Below are 17,442 nucleotides of genomic sequence, written 5' to 3'. Positions count from 1 at the left end.
ATAATATGAAAGTGAAAACAATTTTGGTGTCACAGCCTGAACCTAAAGTGGAGAATTCTCCTTACTTTGAGCTCCAACAAAAACACAAAATAAAAATTGATTTCAGACCATTTATTCATGTGGAAGGGGTTAGCGCAAAAGAGATTCGATTGCAAAAAATCGATCTTAATCATTACACTGCGATCATTTTAACAAGTCGAAATGCTGTAGATCATTTTTTTAGAGTGGCTGATGAAATGCGTTACAAAGTCCCAGAAGGATTGAAGTATTTTTGTCAATCTGAAGCTGTTGCATTTTATCTGCAAAAGTATGTAGTGTACAGAAAGCGTAAAATTTATGTGGGAGCAAAAGATTTTGCAGACTTATCCCCTCTTATTAAAAAATACAAGGATGAAAAATTCTTGTTACCTGCTTCTGATCAATTAAATGCAGATGCACCTGTTACATTAAACAACTTAAAAGTAGATTGGACTCAAGCTATTTTTTACAAAACTGTAATGAGTGACTTATCTGATTTGGCTGATGTTTATTATGACGTTTTAGCATTTTTTAGTCCAACCGGAATTAAATCTTTATTTAAAAACTTTCCGGACTTTAAACAAAACGACACCAGAATTGCTGTTTTTGGAAGTACAACTCAAAAAGAAGCTTTAGACTATGGTTTAAGAATTGATATTCTTGCCCCAACTCCTGAAACACCTTCTATGACAATGGCTTTAGAGAAATACATTAGTGAAGCAAACAAAGGAAAATAAAATTCTTTTTAAATTACAATATTGAAAATTCCAAATTCCAACTTTCTGTTGAGATTTGGAATTTTTCTTTTTTAGATGAAACTCTAAAAAACACACTCAAACCTTGATATTGTCCTCGGTATCCGTAGTTGAAGCAAAAAAATTTATCACAATCCGTCTCCCACGGCTAAATCCGTGGGCTATAATTGAAATACGATTAATTTCTTATATCAAAATCTTTGTCTCAATACTATTTTAAATTCTTGTTTCATATTAATCATTTGGAATTTGGAGTTTCAAACATTGGAATTTTCTTTTTTACAGCATTTTGAGTACATTTGATTTCTAACTAAAACCTAAACAACTAAATTAGTTTCAAATTACAACTCATGAAAATTAACTCCCTTATAATTGAAATTGACGGTATCGACAAAGAAATTCTACGTTACTTAATGGACGATGCCCGAAAACCTATTTTACAAATTGCTAATAAAATTGGCATTTCCGGAGCGGCAATTCATCAGCGTTTGAAAAAACTGGAGCAATCGGGTGTAATTTCAGGCTCAAAATTTACCGTAAATCCAAAAGTCTTAGGCTATAACACCATGGCGTTTATAGGTGTTTATCTTGACAAAGCTTCCCGAAACTCTGAAGCCGTAAAGGACTTAAAAAAAATCCCTGAAGTTTTAGAATGTCATTATACTACAGGAAACTGGTCAGTTTTGATTAAAATCATCTGTCGCGACAACGAACATTTAATGCAGCTTTTGAATACTAAAATTCAGGCAATCGAAGGGGTTTCAAGAACAGAAACATTTATTTCGCTAGATCAGCAGATTGACAGGCAGATTCAACTTTAATTAGATAATGCCGCAATTAGATAATTTAATTAGAGAATGCGGCAATTTGATAATTAGATAATTTCAAAAATACTTACAACAAAAAACCCGACAGGTTTTTAAAACCTGTCGGGTTTGCTATTAATTATCTAATTGCCACATTATCTAATTGGCACATTATTAATTCCTCCTATTCCCTGAATAAATCGAAATATAGTACAACAGCGTTGCAATAGAACCAATAGCCGCTACTACATAAGTTCTTGCAGCCCATTTTAAGGCGTCTTTTGCTCCGGCCTGCTCCTCTTGTGTCAGCATGTGTTTATTTTCCAACCAGGCCAGCGCTCTGTTACTTGCATCGTATTCTACAGGCAAAGTAATGATTGTAAATAAGGTTGTTGCGGCAAAAATGATTATTCCGATTAATAATAATTGCGGAAAAGTTCTGATCATCAAAATTCCTGCAAGTAAAATCCATTGTACATAATTAGATGCTACACTAACAATGGGTACTAACTTAGAACGCATTGTTAGCCATTCATATCCTATTGAATGTTGAACTGCGTGACCGCACTCGTGCGCTGCAACTGCAGCAGCAGCAGCGTTGCGATGATTGTAAACCGCTTCACTCAAATTAACCGTCTTATCTGACGGATTGTAGTGATCTGTTAACTGACCCGGAGTCGAGATTACACGAACATCTCTGATTCCGTTATCAGCCAACATTTTTTCGGCAATTTCGGCACCGCTCATTCCGTTTCTTAGTTGCAGTTTAGAATATAATTCAAATTTACTTTTCAATCTTGAGCTTACCAGCCAACTGAAAAGCATAATTGCTCCGGCAATAATTAAATATCCACTTCCCATGTTTATATATTTTTTAAATTGTTTTAGAATATGTTTTTTAAATATTCTACAATTTACGAACCATTTTTCTAAAATGCCAAAATGACATCCTAATTTTAAATTAAATTCCAAATAGGAAATTCCAAATTCCAATTAAGGATGTTTTTTAACCACGAATTTACTTCGTCTGTGCTATCGCTCGAGTCACGAATTAGCACGAATTGAATTTGTGGAAATTTGTGCAATTCGTGGCAAAAAAACTAAAATTTCTACAATCTTGTCATCCTGAGGAACGGAGGACCATACATGTAACTCCGCATAGTGATTCGTCAATCTTTGTCGAGTTTCTAGTGTGATCCTTCCTCCGTCAGGATGACAAACTGGATGTAAAAAAAATCCCAAACCCCAATCGTAAAATTGGAATTTGGAATTTAAAATATTTGGAATTTTTATTTATCCAACAAGGTTGATGATCTTCCCGGGAACAATAATCACTTTATTTGGAGTTCTTCCATCTAATTGACGTAATGTTCTTTCATCTTTCATAATGATTTCCTCGATTTGCACTGCGGTTAAATCCAAAGGCAATTCGATAGTGAAACGCATTTTTCCGTTGAAAGAAACGGGATATTCTTTACTGCTTTCTACTAAGTGTTTCGCATCAAAAACAGGAAAATCAACTGTTGCAATTGAAGTGGTGTGACCTAATTGTTCCCATAATTCTTCAGCAATGTGAGGTGCATATGGCGAAACCAAAATAGCCAATGGTTCAAGAATTGCTCTTGAATGACAATTTTGAGAAGACAATTCGTTCACACAAATCATAAACTGAGAAACCGAAGTATTGAAAGAGAAATTCTCAATGTCTTCTGCCACTTTTTTGATAGTTTTATGTAATGATTTTAGATTGTCTTTTGTTGGTTCGTCATTATTAACGATTAAACCATTGTTCTCATCGATGTATAATCTCCACAATTTTTTCAAGAAGCCAAATACTCCTGAAATTCCAGCGGTATTCCAAGGTTTTGCCTGCTCTAACGGACCTAAAAACATTTCGTACAAACGCAATGTATCAGCACCATATTCAGCACAAATATCATCCGGAGTTACGACATTGTATTTTGATTTTGACATTTTTTCAACCTCACGGCCTACAATGTATTTTCCATTATCATCTGTAATGAATTCTGCATCAGTATAATCTTCTCTCCACGCTTTGAATTTTTCAACATCTAATTCATCAGAAGAATTAACCATTGAGACATCAGCGTGAATTGGTTGTACTTTATGATCTCCAATTTTATTTTTAGAAATAAAACTATTCGTTCCTTCAATTCTATAAACAAAAGCACTAGTTCCCAAAATCATTCCCTGATTGATCAGTTTTTTGAATGGTTCTTCTGTTGGAGCAAAACCTTTGTCTTTTAAGAATTTATTCCAGAAACGAGAATACAATAAGTGCCCGGTTGCGTGCTCGCTTCCTCCAATGTATAAATCTACACTTTCCCAATATTTTAACGCTTCCGCGGAAGCGAATCTGTCTTCATTGTGTGCATCCATATAACGCATCCAATACCATGAACTTCCTGCCCAACCTGGCATAGTGTTCAATTCAAGAGGGAAAATTTCGAAATTATCAACTAAATCAGTATTGACAACTTCATTGTTTTTTGTATCCCAAGCCCAGATTGTCGCATTTCCTAACGGAGGCAAACCATCTTCGGTTGGTAAATATTTTTCTACTTCAGGCAAAATGATTGGCAAATGCTGTGCATCGATCATTTTTGGCAATCCATTTACATAATAAACAGGGAAAGGCTCTCCCCAATAACGCTGACGAGAAAAAACAGCATCACGCAAACGGTAATTTGTTTTTCCGCTTCCTTGTCCTATTTTCTCCAAAGCGGTAATTACAGCCTGAGTTGCTTCTTTATAATTTAATCCGTTTAAGAAATCAGAATTGGCAATTTCAACATTATCTTTTGAACCGTAAGCGGCGTCAGAAATATCAACATTGGCAAAAATATTTTTGATTTCCGGCATTCCGTTTTGACCTTTAAAGAAATTCGCAAAAGCGTAATCTCTTTCGTCTCCACAAGGAACCGCCATTACAGCGCCTGTTCCGTAACCGGCCAAAACGTAATCTCCAATCCAAACCGGAATTGGTTCTTTCGTAAAAGGATGTTCAGCATAAGCTCCTGTAAATACTCCGGAAATGGTTTTCACGTCAGCCATACGCTCACGCTCTGAGCGTTTTGCCGTTTTTTCGATGTACGCTTCAACAGTCGCTTTTTGTTCCGGAGTTGTAATTTTCGCTACCAAATCATGCTCTGGCGCCAAAGTCATAAAAGTCACTCCAAAAATAGTATCAGGACGAGTTGTGAATACATCGATTACCTCATCATGATTTTTCACGTTGAAAGAAACCATTGCACCAACTGATTTTCCGATCCAGTTTCTTTGCGACTCTTTTATAGATTCACTCCAATCGATATCATTCAAACCTTGAAGCAAGCGTTCGGCATAAGCAGAAATTCGCATACTCCATTGTGTCATTTTTTTTCTTATAACAGGATATCCTCCACGTTCCGAAACGCCGTTTACGATTTCGTCATTTGCCAAAACAGTTCCTAAACCAGGACACCAGTTTACTTCTGTTTCTGCCAAATACGTCATTCTGTATTGCAAAAGGATTTTTTCTTTTTGATCTTCAGAATAAGATTTCCATTCTGCCGCAGTAAAAATTGCAACGTTGTCATCGCAAACTGCTTCTACCAATCCATTTCCTTCTTCTTCAAAAACTTTTACAAGTTCAGCAATATCAAAAGCTTTTCCTTCTTTTCTACAATACCATGAATTGAATAATTGGATAAAAATCCATTGAGTATGTTTGTAATAATCGGGATTCGAAGTACGAACTTCACGGCTCCAATCAAATGAAAATCCGATTTTATCTAATTGTTTTCTGTATCCGGCAATTTGTTTTCCTTCTTTATCAACTCCACCATCAATATTTACGCGCGTTGTATCTTCAGGACGCTGTCCAGTTTGTATCGCATATTGCTCTGCAGGCAATCCAAAACTGTCATATCCCATTGGGTGCAATACATTGAAACCCTGATGTCTTTTGAAACGAGAATAAACATCTGAAGCAATATAACCCAGCGGATGCCCAACGTGTAATCCCGCTCCGGATGGATAAGGAAACATGTCTAACACATAATGCTTTGGTTTTTCAGAATTGTTACTTGCAGCAAAAGTTTGGTTTTCAGCCCAATATTTTTGCCATTTTTCTTCGATTTCGTTTGGATTGTATTTCATTTTTTTTGAGTTGCTAAGTTACTGAGTAACTAAGTTTCTAAGTTTTTAGTGCGCAAATTTACATTTATTACAGATTGTACCAAAGCTATTTCGTTGACAAACAAATAAAATAACAAAATACGTATTTTTAATTACGTAAAAATACGTATGTTTGTATTTTAATACTTAGGAAATAATCTTTTTGCTTAAGATTGTGAAGTCTATAAAGTTCCGGAGGGACGAACCATATTGTAGGGCTGGACTTCAGTCCAGTTTAAACGAAGACCAGCGAAAGAATTATTAATCAAAAAAGAATTATTTTTGAATAGCATTAAAAAAATCAAAATGGCTGACAGCAAAAAATACAAAGTTGAAGTTCGGGTTTGGATTGAAGAAACTGAAGGAGCTTTTCTTGGAATTGGAAAAATCTGGTTGCTTGAAAATATTCGCAAAACAGGTTCTATAACCAATGCCGCCAAAGAAATGAAAATGGCGTATCGTCAGGCCTGGCAATTAGTAGAAGAAATGAATCAGCGCGCTGAAAGTCCTTTAGTAGAAAAACTGCTTGGTGGAAAAGGCGGCGGCGGTGCAAAACTGACTGAAGCCGGAGAAAAAGCAATTTCTGTTTTTTATGAAATTGAAAAACGTATTAAGGATTTTGCTTTAAAAGAAACTCAAAATCTGAAATTTTAAACTCATTATTTTATTTAAAAAAACAAAATAACCAAAACCATTTTTTTTAATCATCAGTATTCATTTTAAAACATACTGAAAGCTAAACCCTAGATTATGAACCAAAAATTATATCTGATTTTTCTTTTTATAAGTTTGAAAAGCTTTTCTCAAACTGAAAAATCAAAAACAGTTCAAGACAGCATCAAAAAAGAAGATTTAAACGAAGTTATAATTACCGCTTCCCGTCGTTCTGAAAATATCATGCATTCTCCTATAAGTATCGAACAATTGAAATCGGCGGAAGCCAAGAAAATGGCATCCCCAAGTATTTATGAAGCACTTGAAAATGTAAAAGGCGTTCAGATTATTACGCCGAGTTTGGGATTTAAAGTGATAAATACGAGAGGTTTTGCCAATTCGACCAACGTTAGATTTGCGCAATTGGTTGACGGAATCGACAATCAGGCACCACATTTAGGTGCGCCAATTGCGAATGCACTCGGAGCAAATGATCTTGATATTGACAAAATCGAAATAATTCCAGGAACGGCTGCGGCTTTGTACGGAATGAACGCCATAAATGGTCTTGCAAATATTCAGACTAAAAATCCATTCGAATATCAAGGCATCAGCATTCAGCAATTAACCGGCGTAAATCATGTCGGCAATATTGACCGGTTTTCACCAAAAGTATATTCGCAATTTAATTTAAGATTTGCCAGAGCATTTACTGAAAAATTCGCTTTCAAAATAAATGCTTCATCAACGGGCGGAACAGATTGGGTTGCCGATGACCGAAACGATTTGGCTCCACTTGCCAATGCATCAACCAATTTATTTGGTGCTGACAATCCGGCTTATGACGAAGTCAACGGATACGGAAATGAATCGGCGAACCGAAAAACACTGAATTTAAACGGTAAAAACTACGTTGTTGCCAGAACGGGTTATCGCGAAACTGATATTTCAGATTATGAAATCAAAAATTATAAGGCGGATATTGGTTTTTATTTCCGTCCGAAACAGGGACATGAATTATCAGCAACATATAAAACGGCTTTAATAAATACAATTTATCAACGTTCGAATCGGTTTAGATTAGACAATTATACCTTAAATCAATTTGCTGTTGATTACCACACACCAATTTTTCAGGTAAAGGCATACGCAACAACCGAAAATACAGGAGACTCTTATAATATGCGTTCCTTAGCCGAAAATATGGATCGCGCTTATAAATCAGACGATAAATGGTTTACCGATTATTCAACTGCCTATAAAAATGCCATTACGGGTGGTGCAACAGTTGCCGATGCACACAGAATGGCAAGAACTTCATCTGATCAGGGACGATTTGTCCCTGGAACAGAAGCTTACGAAAACAAGAAAAATGAATTAATCGACATCAACAATTGGGATATTGGCGCGGCACTACGTGTAAAATCAACTTTGGTTCATGGCGAGGGTTTAATTAATTGGGATAAGGCTTTTGCTTCTTTCTTCGAAAAAATAGACACCAAATTATTAAGCGGATTCGATTATAGAAATTATATAATTGTTCCCGATGGAAATTATTTCATTAATCCTGTAAGCAGTTCTGAAAATCTGACTTATCAAAAAACAGGCGGATTTACACAATTGACAAAAAATTTATTCCAGGAGAAATTAATTTTGGGCGCGACTTTAAGAGTTGACAAAGCTGATTATTTTGATGCTAAATTCACGCCTCAATTTACCGCAGTTTATTCTCCGAAAGAAACCATTAGTTTTAGAACATCTTATCAAACCGGATATCGTTTCCCTAGTATTTTTGAAGGATTTTCGAATGTAAATTCAGGTGGTGTAAAACGTGTTGGTGGTTTGAGAATTATGTCTGACGGAATTTTCGAAAATTCGTACACTAAAGCTTCAATTGATAAATTTCAGGCGCAGGTCAACAGTGATGTAAACACAAATGGTTTAACTCAGGCGCAGGCCATTGAAAAGAATAAAAATACGATTCAGAAAAATCCATATACTTATTTAGAACCTGAATTTGTAAAATCTTTTGAATTTGGATTCAGAGCAATGGCCTTAAACCGAAATCTTTTTATTGATGTCGATTTTTATTACAACTCCTATAAAAATTTCATTGCTCAGGTTGAAGCCAGTATTCCAAATACTAACGATCCAAATTTAATTCCGACCGCTTTATATTCGAAAAACACGCAAAATCGTTATCGTTTATGGACGAATTCTAAAAGTAAAATTTATAATTACGGAGGAAGTTTAGGTTTAAGATATCGTCTCGATCAGACTTTTACCGCTTTGACAAATATTACTTACACTAAACTTGACAGAACAGACGATAAAGATGGCTTAGAAGACGGTTTTAATACACCTGAATTTAATGTGAACGGAACGTTATTAGCCAATAATATCTGGAGAAATCTTGGCGCGAGCGTAACGGTCCGTTATCAAAACAATTTTGATTACGTTTCTTTTTTAGTAAGCGGGACTGTTCCGGCCTATTGGACCATGGATGCACAGGTAAATTATGGTTTCAAAAAAGGAATTTCAGCTAAATTAGGAGCAACGAATGTCTTAAATAAAACCTATACTTCTATTCTTGGCGGACCGTCAATTGGCGGGTTATATTATTTATCTTTAGTTTGGGAAACGAAATAAATCTAACCGCAAAGTGCACTAAAGAAGCTTACTTATCTCACGCAAAGTCGGGAAGTCGCAAAGTTTTTATATTCTTTGCGACTTCCCGACTTTGCGAGATTAAATAGAAACAACTTTGCAAACTTGGCGCAAAACTTAGCGTACTTTGCGGTTAAATCAACTTTTTATTCAATATCTAATCGTATATTTATGGAACAAAAGTTAAAACTTTGATCGTTATTAACTTTAAATAAAGAAATTCTTTATTATTTTTACCACATAATTTAAGCATACTATGAGTTCCAACTTTGATAAATTTCAAAAGCGCAGGTTAATTTCCTCTTATTTTTCGGTTGTATTAAGTGTTTTTCTGGTACTATTCCTTTTAGGAGTACTCGGATTATTCATTATCAATTCTAAAAAACTGGCTAATGATTTTAAAGAAAAAATCGCAATGACGGTTTTCTTTAAAAACGAAGCCAATGATAGTGTTATCAAAGCATTCAACGCTGAATTAAAAAGAGCGCCTTTCGCAAAATCTTATGCTTATGTTTCTAAAGAAAAAGCAGCAAAAGAGCATACAGAGATTATCGGAGAAGATTTCTTAACCTTTTTGGGTGAAAACCCATTATTGAATTCTTACGACATTCACTTAAAAGCAGATTACGTTGAGAGAGACAGCATTTCTAAAATTGAAAGCAGTTTACGTCAAAATACAATGATCGAAGATATTGTTTACGACAAACAATTGGTAAATCTGGTAAACGACAACATCAAAAAAGTAAGTATGTGGATTTTAATTATCAGTGCTTTCCTTGCGATAATTGCTGTTTTATTAATCAACAGTTCGCTACGTTTATCCATTCACTCGAACCGTTTTATCATTAAAACCATGCAAATGGTGGGCGCAACAAAATCGTTTATACGTAAACCATTTGTAATGCGTAGTGTAAAATTAGGAATGTTGGGTGCCGGATTGGCTATTATAGCTTTGATTGCACTTTTACTTTATGTAGAAACTAATTTCCCGGGATTAGGAATTTTAGAAGATAAGATTTTAATTGGATTGGTATTATTAGCCGTTTTCGGATTAGGTGTTTTAATTACCTGGGTAAGCACGCATTTTGCAACACAACGTTTCCTGAATTTAAGAACAGACGATCTTTATTAATTTTAGATTGTAGATTTAAGATATTAGATTAAAAACAAACTCATAAAACAGAGGATGGGATTGCTTCGTTCCTCGCAATGACAAAATGAAAAACAATATTAAAGAAGAACAACAACCTCAAAAACAAGAATTCCTTTTTGACGGTATCAATTACAAAATCTTATTGATCGGGATTGGTGTAATCGCTTTGGGATTTATCTTAATGTCCGGTGGAGGAAGTGATAATCCGAATGTTTTTAATGAAGATGTTTTTAGTTTTAGACGTATTCGTTTAGCTCCGACAACTGTTTTAATCGGTTTTGGAATCACGATTTATTCTATCTTCAAAAAATCAAAATAGACTTTTTTAGACTCCTTAGAATTCTCAGACATCTTAGATTATTAGATTAATCTTTTAAAAAAGTCTAAAATCTAAGATGTCTAAAAATCTAAAAATCTAATTAAATGAATACATTACAAGCTATCGTTCTTGCCATTATTGAAGGAATCACAGAATTTTTACCTGTTTCTTCAACTGGACACATGATTATTGCCTCTTCTTTTTTCGGAATTGCACACGAAGACTTTACTAAACTTTTTACGATTGTTATTCAGCTTGGTGCTATACTTTCAGTTGTTGTTTTATATTTCAAACGTTTCTTTCAGACCCTTGATTTTTACTTTAAACTTTTGGTCGCTTTTATTCCGGCCGTAGTTTTAGGATTATTATTGAGTGATTTTATCGATGGATTATTAGAAAATCCGGTTACAGTTGCTATTTCACTTTTAATAGGAGGTTTGATTTTATTGAAAGTCGACCAATGGTTCAACAATCCAAATACAGCAGAAACTTCTCAGGAAATCACTTATTTACAGGCTTTTAAAATTGGATTATTTCAGTGTATTGCTATGATACCGGGAGTTTCCAGAAGTGGTGCAAGTATAGTGGGCGGAATGTCGCAAAAATTATCAAGAACTACTGCGGCTGAATTTTCATTCTTTTTGGCTGTTCCAACGATGTTAGGTGCAACCGTAAAAAAATGTTACGACTATTATAAAGACGGATTTGAATTATCTCATGACCAGATTAACATTCTAGTTATTGGAAACGTTGTAGCTTTTATTGTAGCACTTTTAGCAATCAAAACCTTCATTGGATTTTTGACTAAAAACGGTTTTAAAGTTTTTGGTTATTACCGAATCATTGCCGGAATCATTTTATTGATTATCCACTTTTTCATTCACCCGCTTACCATTATATAATGACAACTGAAGAATATTTAGACGGACAAGTTTTACTGATAGACAAACCTTTAAAATGGAGTTCGTTTCAAGCTGTCAATAAATTAAAATACCTATTAATCAATAAAGTTGGACTTCCAAAAAAGTTCAAAATTGGACACGCGGGGACTTTAGATCCTTTGGCGACTGGATTATTATTGATTTGTACCGGAAAATTTACCAAAAGAATTTCTGAACTTCAGGGTCAGGCCAAAGAATATACGGGTACTTTTTACATTGGAGCCACTACTCCATCGTACGATTTAGAAACGGAGATCGACCAAACTTTCCCAACTTCTCATATTGATGAAGCTTTAATTCATGAAACCGTAAAACAGTTTTTAGGTGAAATAGATCAAAAACCACCTATTTTTTCAGCCATTAAAAAAGATGGCATCCGCTTATACGAGCACGCACGCGCTGGAGAAACGGTAGAAATTGCCAGTAGAAAAACAACTATTCACGAATTTGAAATTACCAGAATTGCATTACCTGAAATTGATTTCAGAGTCGTTTGCAGTAAAGGAACCTATATTCGTTCCTTAGCTTTTGATTTTGGAAAAGCAATGCATTCAGGTTCGCATTTGACCGTTTTGCGCCGAACTAAAATTGGCGATTACGATGTAAAAGATGCAACTGATATTACTTTGTTTGAGGAAAGCCTTAAATTGGAGTAAAAATAAAATAGCACATTACAAAATGAGGCAATAGTAATGTGCCAACTTCTAAAATAATTTTGCTTTCCGTACTTGTTTTTTCGAGGTCAATAATGTGTCATATTTTTCCCTCCAAACAATAAACCTGAAATAAAATCGTAAAACCTGTCGAATAACTTTCTCATGATAGTGCATTTTTAATTGTTAAACATTAAAGAGACACCAATAAAAAGAGTAAATCAAAAAGTAAATAATAGAAGTGGGATTATGCCACTAAGATATAAAAAAATCAATACACATCAAAACACTATAACATTTGTTTTCAACACTTTAATAACATTTAGTTACAGACAATTATTACAAAAATTACAATCGGTTATATTTTATATTATCCATTATCTCAATCAATTCTTCCTGAACCGAAATTCCTTTATCTGCCAGATACCATAATTGTAAATCGGTTTTTATTTTTTCATCAATTACACCAAAGTCTCTTTTATAATTTGTCATTAATTCGGTTGCGCCCTTTGGCCTTGGTCCCCAATCTGCACGAACAATTCCGGCTTCTTTACAAATTACAATAACTTTTGGAATTGCTCTTCCTCCATTGGTCAGATACTGACTCATTAATTCATCATTTTGATCTCGTAGTACAATTTTAAGATCAATTTTTTTATCAGATGCCAAAGCCATTTTATTCAATATAGGAAGTATTTGAGCTGCGTCACCACACCATCCTTCAGAAATTACCAACCAGATAAAATGATTATCTAAATTTTGTAGTTTCTCAATTGTTTCTTCCGAAATTTTAATTGTTTTTTCCAATCGATTCATACGGGCTTCGTTTAAACTCGTATAATGTGTCAAACTTTCTGATTGGTCGTCTCCTGTTGATTTTCCTTCGGATAATAAATCGGTTACTAATTTTCGATATTCTGCGTACGAATAACTGTTGAATAATGCTTTAGCTACAATACTTTTCATATTTGTTTCGTTTTGGTTTTATAAATTTAAGCAATTTAAAAAGACGCCCAAATGACTTTTATCAGATTCGACAGAAATAAGCGTAAAAGTCTTTCTAAATTTAAATATAAAAGAGCAATTAATTTTTTGTAAACATTATTTTTAAAAATCAGAATATGTCTATATTTGCACAAATTAACGCAACACAAACATGAAATATAAAAGAATTCTTCTAAAACTTAGCGGCGAAGCCTTAATGGGTGATTTACAATACGGAATTGACCCTAAAAGATTAGCCGAATATGCTGAAGAAATTAAGCAGATTCACAGTAAAGGAGTAGAAATTGCTATTGTTATTGGAGGAGGAAATATTTTTAGAGGCGTTGCTGGTGCCAGTGCCGGTATGGACAGAGTACAAGGCGATTACATGGGAATGCTTGCAACCGTAATTAACGGAATGGCTTTACAAGGCGCACTTGAAGATAAAGGAATGAAAACGCGTTTGCAAACTGCATTGAAAATGGAATCTATTGCAGAGCCATACATCAAAAGAAGAGCTGACCGTCACCTTGAAAAAGGAAGAATCGTAATTTTTGGAGCCGGAACCGGAAATCCATATTTCACAACTGATACTGCTGCTGTTTTAAGAGGAATCGAAATCAATGCTGATGTTATCCTGAAGGGAACTCGTGTTGATGGTGTTTACGATTGCGATCCTGAGAAAAACGCTTCAGCAGTAAAATTTGATTTCATTTCGTTTGATGATGTCCTTAAAAAAGGATTAAACGTAATGGATACTACAGCTTTCACATTAAGCCAGGAAAATAAATTACCAATCGTTGTTTTTGATATGAACAAAATTGGAAATTTATTGAAAATCTGTGAAGGTGAAAACATCGGAACCGTAGTTAACATTTAGGCTACTGAGATTATTAGACGTTAGATCATTAGATTTTTAGAAAATCCTGATAATCTTTAAAGCAATTAAAAAAATAAAATTATATTAGTTAGTAAATTGGATGATTTTAAAAATCTCATTCAATTAAAAATCTAAAAATCTAAAAAAATGAGTGAAGAAATAGATTTTATATTAGAGAGTACTGAAGAATCAATGAATGGCTCAATTGCGCATTTAGAGAAAGAATTTCTAAATATTCGCGCAGGAAAAGCCTCTCCGGCCATGTTAGGAAGTGTTTTTGTAGATTATTACGGATCTGCAACACCTCTTTCGCAAGTGTCAAAAATTAGTGTTCCGGATGCAAGAACAATAACTTTGCAGCCTTTTGAAAAAAACATGCTTCATGTTATTGAAAAAGCGATTATGATCGCTAACATCGGTTTTAATCCGATGAATAACGGAGACATGATTATTATCAGTGTTCCACCATTAACAGAAGATCGTCGTAGAGATTTAGCGAAACAGGCAAAATCTGAAGCGGAAGATGCAAAAATTGGAGTTCGTAACGTTCGTAAAGACGCCAACACCGATATTAAAAAATTAGAAAAAGAAGGAACTTCTGAAGATGTTTGTAAATCTGCTGAAGAAGAAGTTCAAAACCTGACTAATACTTACATCAAAAAAATCGATGAATTATTGGCTGCGAAAGAAGCTGAAATCATGAAGGTGTAATTTTATTCGATATAAATTAAAAATCCGTTTGGTTAAATTATACCAGACGGATTTTTTTATTCTTATTTTTGCATACCAAAATTAGAATGTTTTCGTTTTTGAAACTATAATCCTCTGTATGAAGCTATTTTGTTTATTGACTTTGTTTTTTACGCTTACTATTCAGGCGCAATTTCAAATAAACGGAATTGTTACCGATTCAAACAGAAAACCCCTTCCGTTTGCCACAATAACAACTTCAGATAGCAACAATACTATTACGGATGTTGATGGAAAATTTGATCTTAAAATTAGTTCAAAAATCAACAGTATTTCAGTTTCTTATATAGGATTCCAAACGAAAATTATTGCTTTAACAGATAATAAAAAGTTTTACTCGATTTCACTTTCTCAAAAAACAGATGATTTAAAGGAAGTTGTTGTTTCTAATGAAAATCCGGCTTTGACTATTATAAAGAAAGTTATTGCGAATAAAAACCGGAACAATCCGCAGAAGAAACTCAGCAGTTTTGAATACAAAACCTATAATAAACTTATCGTTACAGCGAATCCTGATTCTATCGACGGCAGAATTGATTCTTCTGCTGCTTATAAAGATTTCAATAAAAAACAAATCAATATTGATTCCTCTGATTATAAGTTTAAAGAAATCATCAGCAAACAACATTTATTTCAGACTGAAAAAGTTTCACAATATCAGTTTGGAAATAACAAGCTCAAAGAAACGATTCTCGGTACCAAAATGGCAGGTTTCAAACAGCCTGTTTACGAAATCATTGCATTTAACTTACAGTCCATTTCGATTTACGATTCGAAATATGAATTGTTCGAAACCAAACACCAGAGTCCGATTGCAGATAATGCATTTACCGATTACAATTATAAACTACTTGATACAGTTCCGATAAAAGGTAGAAATACCTACATGATTTACTTTAAAAACAAGAAAAAAAGAAAATCAAATGGCCTTGAAGGCGTTTTGTATATCGATCAGGAAAATTTTGCTGTCGCGAAAGCGGTAATGCGAATAAAAGGTGTTTTGGATATCAGCGGAATTCACGAATTTGAATATGTCCCGAATGAAAAAATCTGGTTTCAAAGCAATACTACTTTCAAAATTGTAAAAGGAAAAAATGACGATGATATCAAAATTTTAGGCGGGACAATTCAGTTTGACGGAGATGTCGAAGATAATTTTGAGCCTAGAAAAAAATCAGCTTCAGATTTTACGTACTTACTTTCTGAAAGTAATAATTTCGATATTCACTACAACACAAATCCAATAATAAAAAATGCATCGCTTTACATTGAAATTAAGGACGATGCCAGCAAAAAACCTGAAGATTTCTGGAACACCTACAGAAAAGAAAGTTTAGACTTAAAAAGCCAGAAAACATATCAATTATTAGACAGTATTTCGATAAGTAAAAGAATCGAAAAACGATTAGGCTTTGGACGAAAAATCATAAATGGTTATTTACCACTTGGCCCTATAGATCTTGACTTAAAAAAAATCATCAGTTATAATAATTACGAAGGATTTCGTTTAGGCCTTGGCGGAATTACAAATGATCGTTTTTCTAAAAATTTTAGAATTGAAGGATATACAGCTTACGGAACAAAAGATGGTAATTTCAAATACAGCTTAGGTTCCGGAGTTTTATTGGACAAATCTACCAACACCTGGTTAAATGGTTCTTATACGGATGATGTTCGGGAAATTGCAAGTACGGTTTTCGCCGTTGACAAACGCGTTTTCAAAATTTACGATCCGCGTCCCATCAATATTAGTACTTTTTACAAATACATTAGCTGGAAGGCTAATGTGCAAACAAAAATTATCCCGAAAACGGAAGCTGTTTTTGAATTATCACGAACCTATGTCGAGCCAAAATTTGATTATCTTTTTAATTTAAACGGACAATTATACTCAAGTTATATCATGACAACGGCAATGGCCTCAATAGTTTGGGCGCCGTTTAGCGATTTCATGCAAACACCAACCGGAAGAACAGAATCAGACAAAAGGTTTCCGAGATTTACTTTTCAGTATACACAATCGCTTCCAAATGTTTTAGAAAACGATTTTACTTTCAGCAAAATAGATTTCAAAACCGAGTATGAAAAAAAGTACTTAAACGGGCAAAAAACAAGTTTACTTTTACAAGGAGGTGTTGCGATGGGAGACGTTCCTATTACGCATTTGTACAACACAATGCCAAATAACCTAACTAAAGAAACCGTACTGCAACGTATTACTTTTGCCGGAAGAAATAGTTTTGAAACCATGTATTTTAATGAGTTCTTCTCAAGTCAATACGTATTTTTTCAAATTAAACACGGTTTTGACCGAATTAAAATCATGAAAAAAGTTCGCCCTTCCTTGGTATTAGTAACAAGAATGGCTTGGGGAAATATGGAAAAACCGGAACAACATGTTGGACCGGCTTATAAAACTTTAGACAAAGGTTTTTTTGAATCAGGAATCGAATTAAACCGAATTTTCAAAGGTTTTGGTTTAGGCGGCTTCTATCGTTATGGACCAAATCAATTATTGAAATTTGAAGATAATATTGCGGTTAAGATTTCTTATGTACTTGATTTGGGATTGTAAATTAAATTCCAAGCCCGAAGCCTCGGGATAAATTCCAAATTCCAATAAAAAAATTCCAAATTCCAATTGTCATAAATTGGAATTTGGAATTTTTTTATTGGAATTTTT

General features: G+C 34.1%; 14 protein-coding genes. 11 read left to right on the top strand and 3 right to left on the bottom strand.

The annotated features are described in order from the left end of the window. Window positions 1-5: 5 nt before the first annotated feature. Together AC6CH4_RS19075 and AC6CH4_RS19070 are read left to right on the top strand one after the other, a co-directional pair. A complete protein-coding gene (locus tag AC6CH4_RS19075) occupies window positions 6-755 on the top strand; it encodes a uroporphyrinogen-III synthase (RefSeq protein WP_056187230.1) in 750 nt (249 codons plus the stop codon). A gap of 368 nt (window positions 756-1,123) precedes the next feature. Continuing rightward, the gene (locus tag AC6CH4_RS19070) at window positions 1,124-1,594 is read left to right on the top strand and encodes an Lrp/AsnC family transcriptional regulator (protein ID WP_041518480.1); all 471 of its coding nucleotides are present in this window, start codon (window positions 1,124-1,126) and stop codon (window positions 1,592-1,594) included. A 159-nt stretch (window positions 1,595-1,753) separates the two neighbouring features. Here the strand turns inward: AC6CH4_RS19070 and AC6CH4_RS19065 are convergent, their stop codons facing one another. Further along, entirely contained in the window at window positions 1,754-2,440 is a 687-nt protein-coding gene (locus tag AC6CH4_RS19065; protein WP_498105750.1) for a zinc metallopeptidase, read from the bottom strand. Window positions 2,441-2,872: 432 nt separating this feature from the next. Next, window positions 2,873-5,740: a leucine--tRNA ligase gene (gene leuS, locus AC6CH4_RS19060; protein ID WP_498105748.1), complete on the bottom strand. Its 2,868-nt coding sequence runs from the start codon at window positions 5,738-5,740 to the stop codon at window positions 2,873-2,875. A 324-nt stretch (window positions 5,741-6,064) separates the two neighbouring features. Here leuS and AC6CH4_RS19055 point away from each other — a divergent pair, with 324 nt between their 5' ends. The 6 genes from AC6CH4_RS19055 (at window position 6,065) to truB (ending at window position 12,148) form a co-directional block, all read left to right on the top strand. Then, complete coding sequence (locus tag AC6CH4_RS19055) at window positions 6,065-6,412, top strand: winged helix-turn-helix domain-containing protein (protein ID WP_498105746.1); 348 nt, start codon at window positions 6,065-6,067, stop codon at window positions 6,410-6,412. Between the two features lie 96 nt (window positions 6,413-6,508). Then, window positions 6,509-9,061 carry a TonB-dependent receptor gene (locus tag AC6CH4_RS19050; RefSeq protein WP_498105744.1) on the top strand — a complete coding sequence of 851 codons (2,553 nt, stop codon included), beginning with the start codon at window positions 6,509-6,511 and terminating at the stop codon, window positions 9,059-9,061. A gap of 274 nt (window positions 9,062-9,335) precedes the next feature. Further along, window positions 9,336-10,211, top strand: a complete 876-nt coding sequence (locus tag AC6CH4_RS19045; RefSeq protein WP_498105742.1) for a cell division protein FtsX — start codon at window positions 9,336-9,338, stop codon at window positions 10,209-10,211. Between the two features lie 85 nt (window positions 10,212-10,296). Beyond that, the gene (locus AC6CH4_RS19040; protein WP_072969714.1) at window positions 10,297-10,551 is read left to right on the top strand and encodes a DUF3098 domain-containing protein; all 255 of its coding nucleotides are present in this window, start codon (window positions 10,297-10,299) and stop codon (window positions 10,549-10,551) included. 104 nt (window positions 10,552-10,655) lie between these two features. After that, a complete protein-coding gene (locus AC6CH4_RS19035; protein ID WP_498105740.1) occupies window positions 10,656-11,453 on the top strand; it encodes an undecaprenyl-diphosphate phosphatase in 798 nt (265 codons plus the stop codon). Then, on the top strand, window positions 11,453-12,148 hold the full coding sequence (gene truB, locus AC6CH4_RS19030) for a tRNA pseudouridine(55) synthase TruB (RefSeq protein ID WP_498105738.1): 696 nt from the start codon (window positions 11,453-11,455) through the stop codon (window positions 12,146-12,148). Before AC6CH4_RS19035 ends, truB begins: the two co-directional genes overlap by 1 nt. Before the next feature lie 345 nt (window positions 12,149-12,493). Here truB and AC6CH4_RS19025 read toward each other — a convergent pair whose 3' ends face one another. Beyond that, complete coding sequence (locus AC6CH4_RS19025; RefSeq protein ID WP_498105736.1) at window positions 12,494-13,111, bottom strand: thioredoxin family protein; 618 nt, start codon at window positions 13,109-13,111, stop codon at window positions 12,494-12,496. A 190-nt stretch (window positions 13,112-13,301) separates the two neighbouring features. Between AC6CH4_RS19025 and pyrH the strand changes: the two genes are divergently transcribed. The 3 genes from pyrH to AC6CH4_RS19010 all read left to right on the top strand — a co-directional run bounded on the left by pyrH (window position 13,302) and on the right by AC6CH4_RS19010 (window position 17,334). Next, window positions 13,302-14,009: a UMP kinase gene (gene pyrH / locus AC6CH4_RS19020; RefSeq protein ID WP_026983543.1), complete on the top strand. Its 708-nt coding sequence runs from the start codon at window positions 13,302-13,304 to the stop codon at window positions 14,007-14,009. Window positions 14,010-14,156: 147 nt separating this feature from the next. Beyond that, window positions 14,157-14,720, top strand: a complete 564-nt coding sequence (gene frr / locus AC6CH4_RS19015; protein ID WP_192186887.1) for a ribosome recycling factor — start codon at window positions 14,157-14,159, stop codon at window positions 14,718-14,720. 118 nt (window positions 14,721-14,838) lie between these two features. Continuing rightward, on the top strand, window positions 14,839-17,334 hold the full coding sequence (locus AC6CH4_RS19010) for a DUF5686 family protein (RefSeq protein WP_498105734.1): 2,496 nt from the start codon (window positions 14,839-14,841) through the stop codon (window positions 17,332-17,334). The last annotated feature ends 108 nt before the right edge of the window (window positions 17,335-17,442 follow it).

This window comes from Flavobacterium sp. GQ95 (genome assembly GCF_059758655.1).
This window is presented reverse-complemented; position numbering and strand designations above follow the sequence as displayed.